This window comes from Pilosibacter fragilis (assembly GCF_032490495.1).
Lineage (GTDB): Bacteria > Bacillota > Clostridia > Lachnospirales > Lachnospiraceae > Pilosibacter > Pilosibacter fragilis.
Genome location: NZ_JAVYJB010000009.1, coordinates 26,063 through 46,357, shown reverse-complemented (window position 1 = coordinate 46,357; position 20,295 = coordinate 26,063). Strand labels below are relative to the sequence as shown.

Sequence of the window (20,295 nt, the reverse complement as noted above, 5' to 3'; positions counted from 1 at the left end):
CAGCATATACCTTCCAGAAATTCTCCAGAAAATATATGCTGTTCTTTTGTTCACAGGTGTCCGCCAGCCCCAGCCGGACACCCTGCCATATTCATATGTTATGTAAACCTACATTAAGCCTCCGGCTTCTCGTAGCTGCGATGCATAGAGAAGGAATCCATATCGTAATTCTTTAAGTTCTCCCATACTCCGCGGCCGTCTGCCTTCGCGATCACAGCGTCACGGTCTTTCTTGAATGCCATCTCCTGTTTCAGATTGCTCGGTCCGCCTACGCAGCCGCCCTGGCACATCATACCCTCAATGAAGTCTTCCGGAAGTCTGCCTACCTTGAGAAGAAGAAGGGCTTTCTTGACCTCAGCCGCACCGCTGCAGCGTGCAACCTTAACGTCTGTGCTCTCTCCCTTTTCCTTTAAGCACTCGATCACCGCGTTTGTCACGCCGCCGCCATTGCCGAAGCGTTTTCCGAAGACACTGCCTTCCTGCTTTGTCTCCTCAGCCGGCTCAAGCTCAACTTCTTTTCCGCGCAGCATTTCGATGGCCTCACCGAAGGTCAGAACATAATCTGCATTGTTCTCGATGGACTTGTCAGCAGCCTCGGATTTCTTCGCCATACACGGTCCGATAAATACTGTGATCGTCTCCGGATCGATCGCTTTTAACATTCTGGATGCCGCACACATCGGGGATACCGTTGTGGACATATTATCGATCAGAGTCGGGTAGTGTTTCTTGATCATATTTACAAATGCCGGACAGCAGGAAGTCGTCATCTTTTTGCCTTCCTTAAATGCCTCTGCCCATTCCATTGCCTCATAAGCTGCTGTCATATCAGCACCGGCAGCAACCTCTACCATATCGGTAAAGCCAACCTTCTTTAATGCAGTACGCCAGCTCTCCATTGTGATATCCTGACCGAACTCACCTTCAGCCGCCGGAGCAACCATAGCAACGACCTTCCTGCCGGCCTTGATCGCCTCGATCACCTGTACAACATATACCTTGGAGGAAATTGCACCGAACGGGCAGCTTCTTACGCAGGCGCCGCACTGGATACATTTCTTTTCATCGATCTGGCAGATTCCTGTCTCCGGATCCATTGTGATCGCATCTACCGGACATGCACGACGGCACGGACGGATCAGCTCAGCGATCGCATTGTACGGACATGACTGAGCACAGCGTCCGCACTCTTTACAGATACCCGGATCGATATGGGCACGGTCGCGGCCGATCGAGATCGCACCAAAGTTACATGCGTTCTGACAGGCTTTACCCATACATTTCTGACAGTTATCGGTTACAACGAATCTTGTGATCGGACACTCCTCACATGCAGAAGAGATAACCTGAATGATATTGTTGCTCTGTTTGTCACTCGGACATTTTCCTTCCGCGAGACGGACTCTCTGACGGATGATCTCTCTCTCCTTATATACGCAGCAACGGAACTGTGCCTTCGGGCCCGGGATCAGTTTGAACGGGATATTGTCTCTCTCTTCCTCGAGTCTGCCCTCAAAAGCCAGCCTGGAAACTGTGCGCAGCACGTTATACTTGATCTTAAGCAGTGCCTCATCGTTGGTTTTCATACCATTTCCTCCTAAATTTTGAATCCTCTATCTTACCTTAATTTTTAATGTTTTCGCATCATATTATCGCATATCCCCCTTTGCAAAGCAAGTCGGAAATTGTATATAATCCAACGCATTCCGGGGAAAAACCTTATTTTCTTAAATTGTATACAATAAAGTACAGGCAGCGAAATTCCTTGTATTTTCCTATGTTTTTCTGTCTATCTGTGTCGGATATTTGTTCGCAGTATGCGGCTGTCCAGCACCGCTTTCTTTGTCTCTTTTTTTCACAAAGTCAGGTTCCGGTTCCGCCTCTTTCCCGCCACTCCGTTTCCGATTATTTTCGGTTTGGCATATGCAGCCTTCGCCTTTAAAACATGTTTTCCCCAGTCTCATGTTGGATTGACATTCCTAACTCCCCATGATATATTCTATTTAGTTCGGTCGTGCTAACCCCAAAGGTCAACTGTCCTGAGGGAAAAGACGAAAAGAATCTGATACGGGAATATCTGTCATATTCAGGATCCCCGGTATGCTCTTTTCGTGTGCATACCGGGGATTTATCATTCACGCAGACAGTGGGACAAGACCCGTGTCTGTCAGATTTTTTTCAGGAGGAACTAAGTTATGAGAAAAATGTTATCCGTCATGATGGCTGCCGCGATCGCGGGATCTCTCCTTGCAGGCTGCTCATCATCCAAAACCGAAACAACAGCTGCCGCTTCTTCCGCGGAGGAGACAACGACTGCCGCTGAGGAAACCACAACGGAAGCCGCTTCCGAGTCCGCCGCTGAAAACACCGGCGAGGAGACCGTTGTCCGTGTCGGCGGTTTAAAGGGACCGACCACCATGGGACTTGTAAAGCTCATGGATGAGGCCGCAAACGGGGAGTCCGAGAACAGCTACGAATTCACTATGGTCACCGCAGCTGACGAGATGACCGCCATGGTCGCAGGCGGAAAAGTCGATATCGCCCTGCTTCCGGCGAACGTCGCAAGCGTTCTCTACAATAAGACAAACAAAAATATCTCCGTGATCGATATCAATACTCTCGGCGTTCTCTACTTCGTATCTGCCGACAGCTCCGTGACAACGATTGATCAGTTAAAGGGAAAGACCGTATATCTTCCGGGAAAGGGAACTACTCCGGAATACGCACTCCGCTATGTGCTCTCCGCCGCAGGACTCGGAGAGGATGATGTAACTCTTGAATTCAAGTCCGAGGCATCTGAGGTTGCTTCCGTCCTCGCTGAGGATCCGAACGCCATCGGTCTTCTTCCGCAGCCGTTCGTAACTGCCGCTCTCGCCCAGAACGAAAAGCTCTCCATCATCATGGACCTCACAAAAGAGTGGGATAATGTCCAGGGCGAAGGTTCCGGAAGCCGTCTTGTAACAGGTGTTACCATTGTAAACAATGATTTCTTAAAGGAGCACGAGGACCTCGTTGATACGTTTTTACAGGAACATGAGGCATCCATCGCCTTCACCGCGGAGGATCCGGATGCCGCAGCCGAGCTCATCGCAAAGGCTGAGATCGTCGCAAAGGCCCCGATCGCGAAAAAAGCGCTTCCGTACTGCAACATCACCTTTATCTCCGGTGATGAGATGAAAACAGCACTTTCCGGTTACCTTCAGGCTCTGTACGACCAGAACCCGGCCTCCGTCGGCGGTGAGCTGCCGGATGATAGCTTCTACTATGTAAAGTAATTGTGACTGTGAAAGTTCTCAACAGTTACAAGCATTCATGCCGACTGTGAAAAACGAGGTATGGCTGGCAAAACAGTCATACCTCATTTCTATATCTTCGTTTATTCTCACGGAATTTAGTTTACATAAGTCAGATTAATAGCTTGAGCCATGAGAAATATCTGTTATAATTTGTAACTGTTCAGTAGGTCTGCGCACTTGCTGCGCTGACCGTAAGAAAACATGGGCTGGAAGGCAAAAATCCCATCAGCGAAGCTGATCTGGAATGGATTTTTGCACGTAACTATGAAGGCACTGAATAGTTACTATAATTTTATTATTACGATTACATGAAGAAATTCAACCGCTGGAAAACAGCATTGATTTTTATTACACTTTATGGAAGGAGACAGCCGCCATGGATCATCGTTTTTCCGGATTTCTCCGCAGGCTCTCGATCATCCTGTTCTGGATCGTTCTCTGGCAGACCGCTGCCTCCCTGATCCGGAATCATATTTTCCTTGTGGGGCCTGCCGATACGCTGCGGGCGCTCTGTGAGCAGATCCTACTCCCGGATTTCTGGTCCGCCATCGCGTTTTCTTTCTGGCGGATCAGCATCGGATTCTTTCTGGCGTTTTTTCTTGGACTTTTCACCGGATCTCTGGCGTACCGTTTTCCCATCGTGGACGAATTCTTAGAGCCACCGGTGCAGCTCATGAAGACGGTTCCCGTCGCTTCCTTCGTGATCCTGGCGCTGATCTGGACCGGCTCTAAAAACCTCTCCGTCTTTATCTCGTTCCTCGTGGTCTATCCCATGATCCATGTGAACACGAGAGCCGGGCTGATATCTGCGGATCGGGAGCTTTTAGAGATGGCGGAAGTCTTCCACATCCCGTTTATCCGTCGGGCGCTCTATATCTACCGCACAGCACTCTACCCGTACTTAAAAAGCGCCTGCCGCACCGCTCTCGGCATGGGATTTAAGTCCGGGATCGCCGCCGAAGTCATCGGTGTGCCGGACGGTTCCATCGGCGAGGGGCTCTATCTCGCGAAGATCTATCTGAGCACCGCGGAGCTCTTCGCGTGGACGGTCGTCATCATTCTTGTGAGCAGTCTATTCGAAAAGGGATTCCTGTGGATTCTGAAGAAATGTGCCGGAAAGGGGGCCGATGTAAATGAGTCCGATAAATAAAAAAAATGACACTGCCCTCACACTCCGCTCTGTCACCAAATCCTACGACGGACAGCCGGTTCTCTCCGATCTCTCCCTGGAATTTTCCTCCGGAACTTTTTACTGTATGATGGCACCATCCGGAAACGGAAAGACTACAATGTTCCGTCTGATCCTCGGACTTGAAAAGCCGGATTCCGGTGTGATCCTGTTCGGTACATCAGCAGGGGATACCGGCAATAACGATATAAAAGCATCTTCCGGCATGGTATCAAAATCTGATCCTTGCAGGATCCGGGGAATGCGTCCCCTGATCTCCGCCGTTTTTCAGGAAAACCGTCTTCTGGAAGGCTATACCGCCATTGAAAACCTCCGCTTCGCTCTTGGAAAGCGATATTCCAGCGAAGCTCTGACCGCATACCTGCTCCGTCTTCTCCCGGAAGACGCCCTGAGTAAGCCTGTCTGTGAATTTTCCGGCGGCATGAAGAGGCGTGTCGCGATCCTGCGCGCGATCCTCGCACCGACCGATATCATTCTCATGGATGAGCCATTTACCGGACTGGACGCGGATACAAGGCAGCTCACGATCGATCTGGTCAAAGAGCTCTGTGCCGGAAAGCTCCTGATCATCGCTACCCATGCGGAGGACGACGCAGAGCTTCTGGGTGCGAAGATCATTCACTTATAAGTCAGAAAAACGCATTTTATTATTTACGCACTGTGCAGACAGTAACAGATTTTTCTCTCTATCTTGACGCAAACAGCTTATCCATCTTTCTCATATGGAAGAAGTAGACCACGAACATTGAACATCCCGTAAACAGCCAGGACGCCACATACACATTCATCAACATATCATAAGTCGTGAACATGCGGAATATCGTTGTGATCCAGATCAGACGGAACACGACCGTACCGAGAATCGTGATGATGGATGGCTCCAGAGACTTTCCAGTTCCTCGCAGGCAGGAACTGGCAACCTCATATGTCGCAGTTAAACCTTCCAATGCACACACCCGATCCATTCGTATGATCCCGTATGCCGCCACCGCAGCGCTCGTCGTATAGATGCTGACGAAAAAATCTTCCCACACGATAAAGATCACACTGAGGATCTCCGTAAATCCGAATCCAAAGAGCAGACAGAGCCAGAAGATCTTTTTGCATCTCTTCATGTTGCCCGCGCCGAAGTTCTGACTCGTAAATGTAACCGCAGCCTGGGCAAAAGCACCTGCAATATCATATGTAAAATACTCAAAATTCAGTGCCAGGGATGAACCCGCGATGGCCGCCTCACCGAACATGTTGATCCCGCTCTGGATAAACACGTTGGAGACAGAAAAGATCGCACCCTGAATTCCTGCCGGGATACCGATCGCCAGCACCTTTTTCAGCTCATTTGTATCGATCCGCATCCTGTCAAACCGGAAACTGAACTCATCATTCCTGCGGTACAGATGGGAGATAATGAGGAATGTGCTGACCACGTTGGAGATCACCGTGGCGATGGCAACGCCCGCAACTCCCAGATGGAATCCGATCACAAGGAGCAGGTTTAAAATTACATTCAGCACGCCGGACACGATAAGGTAGCACATTGGTCTCCTCGTATCACCGTAGCTTCTGACAATGGCAGCACCAAAGTTGTACGCGACCATAAACGGGATTCCCACAAAATAGATCCTGATATATAAGAGTGCCTGATCCAGCACTGTCTCCGGCGTTCCGGATGCCACAAGGATCCGTCTTGCCACCAGCATTCCGATCACGAGAAGCGCAATTCCGAGAACCGCGCCGAAGGTCAGGATCGTGTGGACCATGCTGTTGATCTTTCCGCGGTTTTTCTGTCCGATCAGGTTCGCAAGCGCCGCGTTCGGTCCCACCGCGAGTCCCACGATCAGGTTTACAAAAATTCCAACGAGCGCCACACAGCTCCCGACCGCCGCCAGCGCCTGGTCCCCGGCGAACCGCCCGACGACCGCCACATCCGCGGAATTAAATAACTGCTGTAAAATACTGCTGAATGCCAGCGGAATTGAAAACAGGATCAGTTTTCCCGCGAGTCCGCCGTTTAACATATCCATTTCTTTTGACTTTTTTCCTGTCTGCTCCACGTTCTGTTGTCCTTTCCGATCTTTTCACTTCTGTATCATTTTGAATATTTTCATATTGTCCGGGTGTATTATATACCATATTTTCTATTTTGTGTAAAAATAATGGAGCTTTACCAGAAGAGATCACTCTCCCGGGCTCTTTATGACCAGAAATTTTCCAAAATAAAACTCCCGCATGATCCAGTTACAGTTGAGAATTTCCCTTCCGCGCAAAAAACGGACGGAATCATCTCTGACCCATCCGTTTTCCTTTTTATTATTTTTCGTAAAGATTCGACTTTTCCGAAACTACATACTGATCATACAATTCTGCCCATGTCTTCTTCACGATCTCAGAACTGCAATGCGCATCAAAATCTGCCTTTGTCTCCCAGAGATCGGAAACGATCACAACATCCGGATCGTCTACCGATTCACTGATAAAATAATGGACATTTCCATGCTGTTCCCGGAACTGTTCTACCAGCTTCGCATGTTTCAGCGCTCCGATATATTCTTCCCGTTTCCTGTCTTTTATCGTCAGGGCTGCAATATAGTGGGTCACAGATCACTCTTCCTTTCGGTTATCATTTCGCTACTGGTGAAATTCCCGCATTTCAGGGGCACATCCAGTACTGTTTTTATTTCTGGATCGTATTGGAGTTCTGGTTATATGCCTTTGCAACGCACTTCCACTCTCCACCCATCTTTAAGAGGAGAAGAACATCTGTGAAGTCAATTCTGTTGCCCCATCCCTCTTCGAGGACACGAACAACTGCAAGAGATTCCTCCACAAGTACAACGTCGACTCTTGCCTTGAAATTATCGCCGCCCGGAACGGTATCAACATTCTTGTAGAACTGTTCGATGGAACCATGTTCCAGCTTACCATCAAGATATCCAAAAAGGACTGCCTCATCGGTAAAAAGCTCTTTCGCGTATTTGCTGTTTCCCTCAGCTACGCTCTTAACAAAGTTCATTGCTGCTTTCTCAACTGCCTCATACTCTTTGATCGGTGCTCTCATGATAAAAAACCTCCATATAATTTAATATTTTTATTGTTTCGATTCCTTTGATTTTCCTGCCTTCAGGCATTTTTAGGAATCGCAAAACACATTCTCATTGTCTGTCAGATCGACTTTCCAAGCTCATAAGCCTGTTCCAGTTCCGGCTTTCCGGTGATGTCTCCGACATCCCCATTGCCTCCCGCAAGAACATGCCCGATATTTTTCCATCTCAGATGTTTCATCAGGTGATCATAATAAGTCAGGACATCCTCAAATCCATTTCCTTCTGCCGCCATTAAAAGTGCGCTTGCCCGTCCATGTCCCCGGAGCAGGTTTCCATCGCCTTCCTCAAGTGCAAACAGTCTGTCGATCGCTGTTCTGATCTGTCCGCTCATATTCCAGTAATACAAAGGAGTCGCAAGAATGATCACATCACATTCTTTTACGGCCGGATAGATCTGTGACATATCGTCTTTCTGGACACATGGGCATTCGCGGCTGCTGTGACCGCCAAAACAGCCTTTACAACCATGGATTTCCATGTGATCAAGAAAGAATTCCGTAACCACATTCCCTGCACTCTCTGCGCCTTCCGTAAACTTTCGGACCAGAGCGGAAGTGTTCCCATTTTTTCTGGGACTTCCATTCAGTATTACAATCTTCTTTCCCATACCTGCACTCACCTTTTCTCTCAGATCTTCTCTGCCAGTTCAGCCGCCTGTCTGCATCCGTCTGTTTTTTCGATCTCTCCTGCGTTTAAAACACCCGGGACCAGCACTTCGCCGATCATATTCCACTTCAGCAGAGCAGCCGTACGCTCGATCGGGATTCGGACACCGTCCATGACAGACAGGTCATTTTCCTCACAGCAGGTGATCACGGCACATTCCTTGCCTGCGATCTCTTTCCCTGCCACACAGAAGGAATACATTTTGTCGATAACCCCTTTAATCTGGGCCGGGATCGAATACCAGTAAACCGGTGTGCTGAACACAACCGCATCTGCTTCCAGGATTGCCGGTGCGATCGTATTAAAATCATCGTCAAAGGAACAGGCCTTTCCAGTCTTAAAACATGTCTCGCATGCATGACATCCGCCAACCTGTTTCATCGCTGCATCAAAGCGGGTAACGGTATGCCCTTTATCCTCAGCTGCTTTGATAAATGCCTCTGTCATTGCAAAACTGTTGCCGTTTTTTCTTGGGCTTCCTGTGATAACTACGATTTTTTTGCTCATAAAATTTTCCTCCGCTTCTATTGGATCAGTTTTTTTTGTTGCTTATATCAAGAATGATTTCAAATACAAGTACGCACATTTAAATGTAATACTCACATTATAGTTTAATACTTACCTATACGATAGTATTGATCAGATCAGTGACTCCGTGCAAAGTAACTATTTTCTCCTTCGTTTTTTCATCCTGACACTGAGCTTTTATTTAAATCTCTTTTTAAAAACGGGTATACCCGCCGCAAAAATTATGTCCGATCTCTGCTTACTCCTGGATTTCTCCCCTCTTCAGACGGTCAAAGAAATCAAGTGTGAGCTCCCGCATCTTCGGAACCCAGAACATGATGCCGATGACATGAACCAGGATCGCCCACATGTTGCCAAAATCTACCCACGGGAGTGCCGCATCAACACCGATCGTGCCTCCGATGAAACAGCAAACCACAACCAGGATCTGCATGATCCGCTTTGCTGCTTTTCCCAGCAGGCTTTCCGCAAGGATCCCTGCCGATGTTGACATGGACAACGCTGAAGATGCTGCGAAAAGGATCAGGCTGATGGATGCCAGGAGTCTTCCCGGAAGACCGATCGTTCCAAATGCATTGATCGCCAGAACAGAACCAGGATCTCCAGTCTCCCATGTTCCTGTGACAAGAATGACCATTGCGCTGAACGTACAGATGATCATCGTGCACATAAATACCTCGAAAATACCAAACATTCCCTGCTTGACCGGCTCATTTGTGTTCGCCTGGGCATGCAGGATGCTGGCGCTTCCGTTTCCTCCGTCATTCGAGTACACACCTCTGGAACAACCGTTTTTGATCGTTGCCGCCAGCGCAGCCCCTGCAAATCCGCCGGTTGCCGCTGTCCCTGTAAATGCATTTGTAAAGACGGAGATCAGAGCCGGAATCAGATTCTGAATATTCAGAATGATCAGAAGTGTTCCAGCTGCCATATAGATGATCGCCATTGCCGGTACCAGTTTGTCAGTGACCTTTACAAGTGCGCCAAGACCGCCAAGAATAACCAGAACGATGATCACACAGCAAACTACGGTTGTGATCAGGGACGGCACTCCGAATGTATGTACAGAGGAGCTGATCGCTCCGGTGTGAACGCCGCATCCGATCGCCATTCCAAAGCAGCAGGTGATCGCCCAGATCCATCCAAGTGGTTTCCAGATCTTTGCCAGATAAATATTCGCTCCGCCGCGCCACTGTCCGTTTGCATCCTTTTCTCTTGTATACACGCCAAGCAATGCCTCAGAATATTTTAATGCCATCGCGACAAAACCGATCACCCACATCCAGAAAACCGCTCCGGGACCTCCTAACGCGATCGCACTTCCGACACCGATGATGTTGCCGGTTCCGATCGTATTTGCAAGTGTCGCTACCATCGCCGACCAGCTTGAGATTCCTTCTTCACTCTTACTGTGCGCTGCATCACCGAATGTTGCCTTCAGCATGTAGCCAAAATGTTTGATCTGGACAAAATCGCATGCCACGGTGATTACAAGACCGCCGCCGATCAGCAGGGCAAGGATCGGGAATGTCCACATCCAGTTCGTAAATGCCATGATTGCATTGTAAATTGCCATATGATCTTCCCCCTGTTATTTCAGTAATGACGCAAAGTACATAAAGATACGGTCCTGATCCAATGTTCCCTTGATCGGATCTCTGTGCATCAGCTCCGGATGCCACTGTACCATAATGATCGGCAGCTCCTTATGTATCATTCCTTCTATAATACAGGTTCTCTTGCACTCTATCTCCAGGTTCTCATCATTTTCGATCTTTTCCAGCCATTCTTTTTTCTGCTCCGGGCTAAGCTTTCCCGAAAGCCATACCTGACCGATCTTAAATCCTTTTCCCAGTTTTTTTACAGCCTGATGATGAGCAGAATTGACGATTCCGGTATCACCGTAGATGATCGCGAATGGAGTTCCTGAAATGCAGACCGTATCATGCAGCTTATTCTCGTTCGGAACATATTTATGCATAGTTCCATTCTCCAGATCCTGGATCAATGTTCCCCCAAAATAAACATTAACCAACTGCATTCCTCTGCAGATCGCCAGGATCGGCTTCTTTGCTTTTACCGCAGCGTCGATCATTGCCATCTGCTCATCATCCAGCGTTCTGTCGAGGTTCATGCTGCCCTGATTCTCTTCCCCATAAAGCTCAGGATCAACATCCGGCAGACCTCCCGGAAATATCACTCCGTCGCAGTCTTCAATGTCCTTCGGATCAAGCGTGATGGACAACTCCACGTTCAGATCCTTCATGGCATCCTGAGTTCCTTCATACAAACCGTATTCATCAATACCACGCTCAACATACAACACCTTTTTCTTCACATCTTTACCTCCTGTTTATCTGATTCTGCCTGAGTCCGTATCCCATGACTACGGTCAAAAGATACGAATCTTCGCCAGATCATTGTACTATTTCCATTTTGCTGCTGTGCAAAATCATGTAAAACATTACGTTTTCATCATTGACAGGTAAAAAAACTATAGGTATAATAGAAACATCTCTTAAAGCAATTTCATTTCGCACGAGTGGCTCAGTGGTGGAGTATCGCCTTGCCAAGGCGAGGGTCGCGGGTTCGAATCCCGTCTCGTGCTCTCGTTATGTACCCCGGAATCTTATAACAGGTTCCGGGGTTTTTAGATATAAAAGAAGTAATCTTCCGATATGAAATGCTTATTTGTTCCTGCGAAGCTTCTCAACAAACTCTTTCAATCTCTTACATCCCTCAACGACATTCTCATAGCTATTCGCGAAGGACATCCGGACATAATGATCACCTTCCGTCCCGAATACATCGCCCGGAACAAGGGCAACTTTTGCGTTCTCAAGGAGCAGCGGTGCGAATTCCTGCCCGGTCATGCCGAGTTTTTCAATGTTGATGAAGATATAGAATGCACCTTTCGGACAGCGGCAGCTTAAGCCGTCGATCTCATTGATGGCTTTGACTGCGTAGTCGCGGCGTCTCTGATACTCTTTGACCATGTCGTTGACTTCGTTTTTCTCTTCTTTAAGGGCAATAACACCTGCCTTCTGTACGAAGGAAGTTGCGCATGTGACCACATGCTGATGAAGCTTGTTGACGGTCTTAACGATCTCCTCATTGCATGCAGCATATCCGAGTCTCCATCCGGTCATGGAATACGCCTTTGAGAAGCCATTCAATGTGATGGTACGCTCTTTCATTCCCGGAAGGGAAGCGATGCTGATGTGCTTTGCATCATCATATAGCAGTCTCTCGTAAACCTCATCGGAGATGACCATGATGTCGTTCTTCACTGCGATTTCCGCCAGTTCCTTTAAGACATTCTCAGCGAGAACACCTCCGGTCGGGTTGCTCGGTGTGATGAGGACCATGGCTTTTGTTCTCGGAGTTACCTTGGCGCGGATCTCATCGAGATCGATCTGGTAATCATTCTCTTCCTTTAATGTATAGGTGATCGGTGTTGCGCCGAGAAGCTTCGGTACATTTAAGTAGTTTAACCAGCCTGGATTCGGAACGAGAATTTCATCGCCCTCATCGAGAATCGCTGTCATTACATCGAAGGCTGCCTCGGAAAGACCAACGCTGACGATGATCTCGGACGGCTTGTAGTCGACATTATTCTGAGTCTTTAATTTCCAAGCGATCGCCTCGCGGAGCTCCATAGTACCGAAGTTGGAGGTGTAGAAAACGTCACCTTTCTCGATATCGGCGATGCAGGCTTTTTTGATATATTCCGGTGTGTCAAAATCCGGACGACCAAGTTCAAAGTGAATCACGGTCTCACCGGCACGCTCCATTGCAAGCGCTTTCTCGTTTACTTTTCTGATTCCGGACGGAGCGAGCTCGTCCATTCTTTTTGCAAATAATTTATCCATCACTAAAGTTCCTTTCTGCTTTACGCTTCCCATTCCAGAAGGAGCGACCTGATATTGGCTGTTTCAATCCGTATTGCCCCGCTGTTTTCACACGCAGCGGGACAATACATGTTTTCTGATTAATATGCGGTCGTCATAGCGCCGTCTAAGAGAATCGTCTGGCCGGATACATATGTGTTTGCCTCAGAGCAGAGCCATGTTGCGAGACGACCGTACTCGTCGATAGTGCCGTAGCGCGCCATCGGGAATTTCTTAAGGTCCTCTTTTTCATAGTCGGATACGCTGATTCCGGCTTTGTCCGCGCGCATCTTATTTAAGCTCTCGATTCTTGCTGTGCCGATACGACCAGGTCCGATGACATTGATCAGGATATTATCCTTGCCGACTTCTCTTGCAAGTGTCTTGCTCATGCCGACAACACCCATTCTCATGGTGTTGGAAAGGATCAGGTTGTCGAGGCAGTCCTTAACAGAAGAGGATGTAGAGTTTACGATACGGCCACCGCCGAGACGTTTCATGGACGGGAGTACCGCACGGATGGTTCTTACATAGGAAAGGAGACACATATTGAAAGCGCCTGTCCATGCTGCGTCATCAAAGTTCTCGAACGGTCCCGGTTTCGGACCCGGGCACATATTTACTAAAGCGTAGATGTCGCCGAGAGTATCGACCGTATGTTTTACAAGTGCGTCAATGTCTTCCGGTTTATTCACATCGCAGAGGAATGTTTCCGGTCTATTTCCGGTCTCTTTCTCGATCTCAGCCTGCGCCTCGAGGAGCTGATCCTTAAACGGTTCTGCGGTGCAGATCATAACCTTTGCGCCCTCACGCGCCATCTCTGTTGCGATTCCTTTTCCAAGTCCTGCTGCAGATGCCATACAAAGAACAACTTTATCTTTTAAACCTAAATCCATGATAGATACCTCCAATTTAAATGTTTTGAAACTGGTAACTGTTTATCTCTTCACAGCTATCCGGGATCAAATTATTGTTTTAATTATTTGAATTGTTTGATTAAAATACAGTAATTGAATAAGTTCTATTTCTCCGGATGCTTTTTCAAGTCAACGACCGGGTTCACAAGCGGTGCCATCTCAAATCCGTCCGGTCCCTGGATGCGGCATTCCGCTATGTCGCCGTCCTGAATGTGGAATGCTCTCGGTGTTCCGGTGGAAAGGATGTCTCCTGCGTACCAGCCCTGAATACTGCTGTGCAGGGACACGAGGCGTGCCGGGCGGTGTGTCATATTCGCAACTACGTTTTCCGCGTGAACCTCGCCATTGTGGATACTCTGTACATTTAATTTCAGCACATCCGGAACCTCATCCGGTGTTACGAGCTGCGGTCCAAAGGAGAAGAAGGTCGGGAAGTTCTTGACGATGCAGAGGTATCTCGGATTTCCTGTCACATAATCATTTCCCTTTAAGATGGACTCCTCTGTCATGTCGAGGATCGTTGTGTATCCGACGATGGCATCCTGCCAGTTCTCCTCGGAAACGTCTCTGCAATCCTTTCCCATGATGATTCCAAGCTCTGCCTCAGCGGTCGTCTTCTGCGCTTCTTTTAACTTCGGAAGCAGGATCTCGTCCCCAGGTCCGATCAGGGTATCTGCCATCTTGAAGAAGCTTCCCGGGAATCCCTTCGGCGCTGCGGATCCGATGTCTCCCGCATGATCCACATAGTTAAGACCGATTCCAAAGATACGTTTCGGGTTGCGGTAAAGCGGACCATATACAACATCTGCGTTCGGGACAAGACCTGCAATGTTCTCAAGCTCTTCCTTTCCGCCCTCGTTATACCATTTTGTTAAGCCCGGGATCTGCTGTTTCTGGATCAGGCTCATCATGTCTTCCGCCCATGCAGTTCCCTTTGCGGCGTTCAGCGCCTTGATCGGAAGAATACCGCGATTTAATACGATACCGGCTTTTTCTGTTCCGTTTACCTTGATAGTTGCTAATCTCATGCTGAATCCTCCTTATACTGTGACTTCTTTGTGGTTCCCGCTTCATGCGGAGCTTCTGTTCTGACGCATCCGACCTCTGTGCGGTAACTCTTTATGTACCTTGCTTGTTTCTGACATTACTGTAACATCTATGAGAAAAGATTTCCAACTCGCTTTCAGATATGGATGTATAAGCAAATGCTTATAGGGGATAAACGAAAAGCGCCCGGAACAGAATTCTGTTCCAGACGCTTTTCGCCTGATACTATATATTTTGACAGATACGCAGTCGGTATCCATCCACGTTATTTCTTCGCAAGCATTAGATATTTAATAAAGTCATCCACCGTCGGTCCAACGCCGGGATAGCGCTTCATTGTCAGCAGAATTGCCCTCTTCGCCAGAGGATCCCCGAGCTTATAATAACACAGCTTTTCGGTATTCTCCGTGTATTTTAAAAGCCCATCCCGGAAGAAAATAATACCGGTCTGTCCACTTCTCGCCACGTTATAGGCTGTCTGAAGCTGATCGAAGGACATCACGACGTTTGGCTCAAATCCCGAATGCGCACAGATATCCATACTCCTGCGATAGGCATCGTGATGTTTTTTGAGCATCAAAAACGGTTCCTTCGCGACGAGGGAAAGATCAACAGCCGGTACCGAATCATCCAGAAAACTTCTGTTTAAGATCGCCTCTCTCGAGATCTGATATTGTTTCATTCTGTCATTGACCTCAAAGGATGCCGGAACAGCCATTACCATATACTCATATCCCAGTGTCACACTCTCAAACATTTCCGGATCCAGCACCTCGACATCGATCGTGATATTGAACTGTCCGGAACGGAGACCTGCGTCCATGCCGGAGGCATCCGTCTCCGTCACATTGATCCTGCATTTCGGATTGAGCCGGTAGTAGCCACGGATGATATCCGGGAGAAGATAGGCGCAGAAATATCCGGAAGTTCCAATATTGATGATTCCCGTCCGGATTCCGGCAAGATCCGCAAAGTGATGTTCGATTTCATTCCTCAGCTCATAAATCTTTCTCGCCTGCTCAAGGTAATACTGCCCTGCCGGTGTCAATGCCACCGGCGTGACGGCACGGTCAAAAAGCGGGATCCCGTAAAGGTCCTTTTCCAGCTTTTTGATCGCGCCGCTGAGTGCTGGCTGGGACACATAAAGCTTTTGGGCTGCCTTCGAAAAGCTGCCCTCTTTGGCGATCTCCATCACATATTCATATTCGCGCCTGCTGAACATGCCGCATTCACCCCTTGTTTCTATCTGGTGTTTTCCTGTATCTGCCAGTGCCATTGCCAATGCGTGCAAAGATTTCCCTAGTTCCCATTTCCCGGAAATCCCGCAATATTTCCAATGGCTTCCGTCGGTGCAGCTGCGGATGTTTCATCACCCGGGCCCTTTGGCGCGGCTGCCGTCGTTGCTTCTGTCGCCGGTGCAGCCGTCGTCGCTGCCTCAGTCGCTGCCGCTGTCGTCGATGCAGCCGTTGTCTCACTGTGTGTGCCCTTCGTCTCAGATCCACCGGTGGACGCCGTTGCCGCCGATGTGCCGGAAGAACCGGCTGCGGTTGTCGCGGCGGCAGAGCTCTCCGGCGCGACGCTCTCGCCCGGAACATATCCGTCCGGCATTCCGTCTACTGCTGCCGCCGACGTGGACTCAACGGCTGTCGTCTCATCCGGTGAAACCTTCACGGTTCCCGTATTTCTGCGGATCACAGCTGCGTGTCCCTTGTAGGTCTTCGCGTGATCTTCTGTCTTTTCGACAATAGTTCCGTTCTTTGAAACGATCTTATAGGTAACCCAGCGGCTGCCGTTCGTCGCCGCCTTCTGTGTCACCTCAGTACCCGGATCCAGTGTCGGATCCTCCACATAAGTCGGCTCCGGCGGCGGAAGCTCATCCGTCTTCTCAGACTCCAGACTCCAGGTGATTCCATCTTCCAGAACCGGTACTCCGTAAAAGGAGACTGTCATCTTCCGGTTGCTGTAGTTCGCGCGAATACCGATCGCCGCCTTTGATGTATTGATAAACCTGAAATCCGGAATATCCCAGCTGATCGCCGCATCCTGTCCCGGAGTTACGTAGTTCGGCTCAAAGGTATGAGATCTTCGGAACGTGATCTGCATACCGGACTGGAATGCCACACGGTACATCGTGGAAGATACCTGGCAGACACCGCCGCCCGGTTCCTGTACGACCTCGCCTCCACTGTAGGCAGCCGCTTCCTGATATCCCTTTTCCGCCGTGCGCTGTCCCACGACCTTATTAAAGGAAAATTCCTCACCCGGCTGCACGATGGTTCCGTTGATAGCCCTGGCCGCAAGCTTTACGTTCGTATTTCTCTTCTCGTTGGCGGTAGTCTCCGTCGTAAACGTAGAAAGAGTCTTATACTGCTCCTTCGCGTTCGCTGCGGAAAGCTCCGGCTGGCTCTCATTGACCTCAGCCTGGATCACGGCGTCATAGTTTCCGCTTGTCGCAGCCTCCACGAGGTCCTTTATAAGCTTCTCCTGGTTCACAGCCTTGCCCGGAGCTCCGTCCGCAAACAGGAACTTATCCGTCGCAGCGTCATACTCGGAGATCGAGCCGTTCTTTGCCTTCACATCCCACTTCGCCGCCGCGTCCGCCGCTGCCTCTGCCGCAGCGGACTGCAGATCCTCGGAGTCTTCAACCGCGAAGGTGTACTCTCCCTCTGCCTTTCCCGTGCAGATTCCATCTAAAAACGCGTCAAGATCAGTGTCGATCAGGTTCTCCGCGTCGATACTCTCCCCGTTGTAGGTGATCGTCACCTTCCACGGATATTCTTTTTCAATAGCGGCCTTCGCCTCACTTCTCGTCATTCCCTTTAAGGAAATTCCGTTTACGCTGATATCGGATGCCTGGAATGTGGATTCCTCGATGGCACTGGCCTCCGTCTCTTTTCCATGGCTCTTTCCGCCGGAAAAGATCCGGATCACGCCCGCGATCAGCACGACGCAGATCACCGCTCCGCCGATCATGATCCGCCGTCTCATAATGAGCTTTCTCTTCCTGCGCTGTGCCCGGATCCACGCCGGGGAATGCTGGCGGTAATCGTCCCGATATTCTCTCTGTCTGTTTGTGTTTCTCTTTTCCATATTTCTTCAACTTTCCGGAAAATTAGAATCGTTTTCCATGCTTATGTCAACATAGTTACAGGGTCCGCATCAAATGATGCCGAACCCTGATGTATACAATGCTCATCGTACACTGCTGTACGCTTCTCGGATACTCACTCATTATATCGGTCTGTCAAACCATTGTCAAGAATCCCGGAGGTCTATTTGTATCTCATATTATCCGAGGAATCCCAGATGCTCCAGCAGGATCTTGATCCCCATGAGTATCAGGATCACTCCGCCGGCCAGCTCCGCCCTCGACTTATATTTCATCCCAAATACATTACCGACCTTTACCCCGATTGCTGACAGGACAAAGGTCGTACAGCCGATAAAGGTCACCGCCCAGACGATATTTACATGGAGAAATGCGAAGGTGACTCCCACGGCGAGGGCATCAATACTCGTCGCAACCGCCAGCGCCAGCATGGTCTTCACATCAAAGCTCGCGCTGACCTCTTCCTCTTCGTCCTCCCTGGATTCTTTGATCATGCTTGATCCAATGATCCCGAGAAGCACAAAGGCGATCCAGTGGTCGATCTGGGTGATCATGGATTCAAACTGGCTTCCCAGAAGATAGCCAAGTGCCGGCATCAGCGCCTGAAATCCGCCAAAATAAGCGCCGCAGAGCAACGCATGCTTCGGTTCCATTTTCGTCACCGACAAGCCCTTACAGACAGACACCGCGAAGGCGTCCATCGACAGCCCCACAGCCAGGATAAACAATTCCAGAAGCCCCATAGATCATTTCCTCCAAATTTTATTTCTTGTTGATCTTCCCACCAGTAAGAAGCCCGCAAATGCATAAAAAAAGAGACCCCCTCTGTCTTTTCCCGACAGATAAGTCTCATCATTTAAAGTAAAACCAGGATCATTTCCAGTATGTTGGCCTTACTGCGCCAGTGGCGCCGACTACTCCCCTATTCTGGTAGTTATTCGATTCGTAATTCTAAAGAAGAATGCGGATGAAGGGATTTGAACCCCCACGGTTGCCCGCCAGCTCCTAAGGCTGGTGCGTCTGCCAGTTCCGCCACATCCGCATGATCTCCGATAGAATCTCATTATAGCGTGTTTGAAAAGAATTGTCAATTACGCTTTTGTTTAATTTTCCGCGCAAGTTTCCCACAGTTACAACGGTATCATACGGAATTTTCAGTTCAGAAAATTCCTACCCATGAAAAGTAACTTTCCACCGACTGACGCCCTAAAATATTCTTATCTACCGCGGCATTTTCTTCTCTTCCTCATCGTAGTCATCCAGGAAATTATACGTCCAGTCTCCCTTGTGATAGCCGATGACCGTTTTTAAATTAATATTGTGGACACTGTTGAAGATGTTCATGTCGATGGTATCGCAGCGCTTCCTGAGCTCCGCGATCAGCTCCTTCATCTCGTCGCGCTTCGATCCCTTTTCGCCGCCGCATGTCGCGCAGCGCTCGGTGAAGCGGCAGGCGCACTGAATAAAGTGAAGGTTGTTGTAATCCCTCCAGGCCTTGATGTCCGCCTCGCGGACCATGTACATCGGGCGGATCAGCTCCATGCCCTCGAAGTTCTTGCTGTGGAGCTTCGGCATCATCGTCTCGACTTTTCCGCTGTACAGCATGCCCATGAGCGTCGTCTCGATCACGTCATCGAAATGATGCCCCAATGCGATCTTATTGCAGCCAAGCTCCTTCGCGTGGGAGTAAAGGTAACCGCGGCGCATTCTCGCACAGAGATAGCACGGACTCTTATCCACGTCAGCGACAATATTGAAGATATCGCTTTCAAACACATTGATCGGGATGCCGAGAAGCTTCGCGTTGTTTAAGATGATATTCCAGTTGTCCTCGTTGTAGCCCGGATTCATCACAAGGAATACGAGGTCGAATTTTACCTTGCCGTGAAGCTGCAGCTCCTGTAAAAGCTTCGCCATCAGCATCGAGTCTTTTCCGCCGGAAATGCAGACCGCGATCTTATCGCCTTCCTTAATTAACTCGTAGTCATGGACTCCCTTTGTGAACCGTCTCCAGATGGACTTGCGGTATTTCGTGATGATGCTGCGCTCGATGGCTTTCGTCCGCTCCGTGACCTCTTCCTCGTTCATGACCATCATGGATAAGGACAGGCGCAGGAAGGAACGGTATCCGCCCTCCACGCTTCCGGCATCAAAGCCCGCATCGCTCATAAGCTCTGCAACGTAAAGACTCTTATTTCCGGTGTGACAGAGTACCCATACCGGCTTGTCCTTCGGGATCGCCGCGAGAAGCTTTCCCACATTCACGCCCTCTTCCCAGGCTTTTCCATCGCCGATGGTGCCGGATTCCAGATCCGCCTCTTCCGGATTCTCCAGATATTCCACCAGCTTGTCCTCCGGGATATTTAAGGCGGCGTCCATGGACCCCTTTTTGTATTCCTCCGCCGGACGGATGTCAATGATCGTCCGGTCAAAGGTTCTTCCATTGATCAGCTCTGCGGCTGTAATCGTTTTAATCATTCTTTTTCTATTCTCCGTTTACGGCCGTCTCCGGGTGCCGGGGTGCCGTCACTGTTTCTATAGGAAGAAAA

Annotated in this window: 18 protein-coding genes and 2 tRNA genes; 4 read left to right on the top strand and 16 right to left on the bottom strand. The window is 49.3% G+C overall.

All coding sequences use genetic code 11. The features are described from left to right. Positions 1-113: 113 nt before the first annotated feature. Complete coding sequence (locus ABCW45_RS10125; protein WP_343220765.1) at positions 114-1,586, bottom strand: 4Fe-4S dicluster domain-containing protein; 1,473 nt, start codon at positions 1,584-1,586, stop codon at positions 114-116. Positions 1,587-2,195: 609 nt separating this feature from the next. Here ABCW45_RS10125 and ABCW45_RS10120 point away from each other — a divergent pair. From ABCW45_RS10120 to ABCW45_RS10110, 3 genes are all read left to right on the top strand, one after another. Then, positions 2,196-3,275, top strand: coding sequence for an ABC transporter substrate-binding protein (locus ABCW45_RS10120; protein WP_343220764.1), 1,080 nt, complete (start codon positions 2,196-2,198; stop codon positions 3,273-3,275). A 397-nt stretch (positions 3,276-3,672) separates the two neighbouring features. Next, entirely contained in the window at positions 3,673-4,446 is a 774-nt protein-coding gene (locus ABCW45_RS10115; RefSeq protein ID WP_120040617.1) for an ABC transporter permease, read from the top strand. Beyond that, positions 4,430-5,113, top strand: a complete 684-nt coding sequence (locus ABCW45_RS10110) for an ABC transporter ATP-binding protein (protein ID WP_343220763.1) — start codon at positions 4,430-4,432, stop codon at positions 5,111-5,113. The genes ABCW45_RS10115 and ABCW45_RS10110 overlap by 17 nt, the downstream gene beginning before the upstream one ends. A 58-nt stretch (positions 5,114-5,171) precedes the next feature. Here the strand turns inward: ABCW45_RS10110 and ABCW45_RS10105 are convergent, their stop codons facing one another. The 7 genes from ABCW45_RS10105 to ABCW45_RS10075 form a co-directional block, all read right to left on the bottom strand. Next, the gene (locus tag ABCW45_RS10105; RefSeq protein ID WP_343220762.1) at positions 5,172-6,539 is read right to left on the bottom strand and encodes an MATE family efflux transporter; all 1,368 of its coding nucleotides are present in this window, start codon (positions 6,537-6,539) and stop codon (positions 5,172-5,174) included. 256 nt (positions 6,540-6,795) lie between these two features. Beyond that, a complete protein-coding gene (locus ABCW45_RS10100; protein ID WP_117567185.1) occupies positions 6,796-7,083 on the bottom strand; it encodes a putative quinol monooxygenase in 288 nt (95 codons plus the stop codon). A gap of 76 nt (positions 7,084-7,159) precedes the next feature. Next, complete coding sequence (locus ABCW45_RS10095) at positions 7,160-7,543, bottom strand: nuclear transport factor 2 family protein (RefSeq protein WP_117567186.1); 384 nt, start codon at positions 7,541-7,543, stop codon at positions 7,160-7,162. A gap of 104 nt (positions 7,544-7,647) precedes the next feature. Next, entirely contained in the window at positions 7,648-8,196 is a 549-nt protein-coding gene (locus ABCW45_RS10090) for a flavodoxin family protein (RefSeq protein ID WP_117483456.1), read from the bottom strand. 20 nt (positions 8,197-8,216) lie between these two features. After that, complete coding sequence (locus ABCW45_RS10085; RefSeq protein ID WP_117483457.1) at positions 8,217-8,762, bottom strand: flavodoxin family protein; 546 nt, start codon at positions 8,760-8,762, stop codon at positions 8,217-8,219. A 259-nt stretch (positions 8,763-9,021) separates the two neighbouring features. Continuing rightward, positions 9,022-10,359, bottom strand: coding sequence for an alanine/glycine:cation symporter family protein (locus tag ABCW45_RS10080; RefSeq protein ID WP_343220761.1), 1,338 nt, complete (start codon positions 10,357-10,359; stop codon positions 9,022-9,024). Between the two features lie 15 nt (positions 10,360-10,374). After that, a complete protein-coding gene (locus tag ABCW45_RS10075) occupies positions 10,375-11,121 on the bottom strand; it encodes a gamma-glutamyl-gamma-aminobutyrate hydrolase family protein (protein WP_117483458.1) in 747 nt (248 codons plus the stop codon). Positions 11,122-11,319: 198 nt separating this feature from the next. On the opposite strand from ABCW45_RS10075, the gene ABCW45_RS10070 reads away from it, so the two are divergent. After that, a tRNA-Gly gene (locus ABCW45_RS10070) sits at positions 11,320-11,391 on the top strand. A 79-nt stretch (positions 11,392-11,470) separates the two neighbouring features. On the opposite strand, the gene ABCW45_RS10065 is transcribed toward ABCW45_RS10070, so the two are convergent. The 8 genes from ABCW45_RS10065 to ABCW45_RS10030 form a co-directional block, all read right to left on the bottom strand. Further along, a complete protein-coding gene (locus tag ABCW45_RS10065) occupies positions 11,471-12,655 on the bottom strand; it encodes a pyridoxal phosphate-dependent aminotransferase (RefSeq protein WP_343220760.1) in 1,185 nt (394 codons plus the stop codon). Between the two features lie 119 nt (positions 12,656-12,774). After that, positions 12,775-13,569, bottom strand: a complete 795-nt coding sequence (locus ABCW45_RS10060; protein ID WP_117470859.1) for an SDR family oxidoreductase — start codon at positions 13,567-13,569, stop codon at positions 12,775-12,777. 125 nt (positions 13,570-13,694) lie between these two features. Continuing rightward, the gene (locus tag ABCW45_RS10055; RefSeq protein ID WP_117470860.1) at positions 13,695-14,618 is read right to left on the bottom strand and encodes a fumarylacetoacetate hydrolase family protein; all 924 of its coding nucleotides are present in this window, start codon (positions 14,616-14,618) and stop codon (positions 13,695-13,697) included. Positions 14,619-14,902: 284 nt separating this feature from the next. Then, positions 14,903-15,859: a LysR family transcriptional regulator gene (locus tag ABCW45_RS10050; RefSeq protein WP_117470877.1), complete on the bottom strand. Its 957-nt coding sequence runs from the start codon at positions 15,857-15,859 to the stop codon at positions 14,903-14,905. Between the two features lie 77 nt (positions 15,860-15,936). Then, complete coding sequence (locus ABCW45_RS10045; RefSeq protein WP_343220759.1) at positions 15,937-17,727, bottom strand: VanW family protein; 1,791 nt, start codon at positions 17,725-17,727, stop codon at positions 15,937-15,939. Between the two features lie 198 nt (positions 17,728-17,925). Further along, on the bottom strand, positions 17,926-18,489 hold the full coding sequence (locus ABCW45_RS10040) for a manganese efflux pump MntP (protein ID WP_343220758.1): 564 nt from the start codon (positions 18,487-18,489) through the stop codon (positions 17,926-17,928). A gap of 219 nt (positions 18,490-18,708) precedes the next feature. Continuing rightward, positions 18,709-18,788: transfer RNA gene (locus ABCW45_RS10035), tRNA-Leu, on the bottom strand. A gap of 179 nt (positions 18,789-18,967) precedes the next feature. Next, positions 18,968-20,224, bottom strand: coding sequence for a PP-loop family protein (locus ABCW45_RS10030; RefSeq protein ID WP_117504280.1), 1,257 nt, complete (start codon positions 20,222-20,224; stop codon positions 18,968-18,970). Between the last annotated feature and the right edge of the window lie 71 nt (positions 20,225-20,295).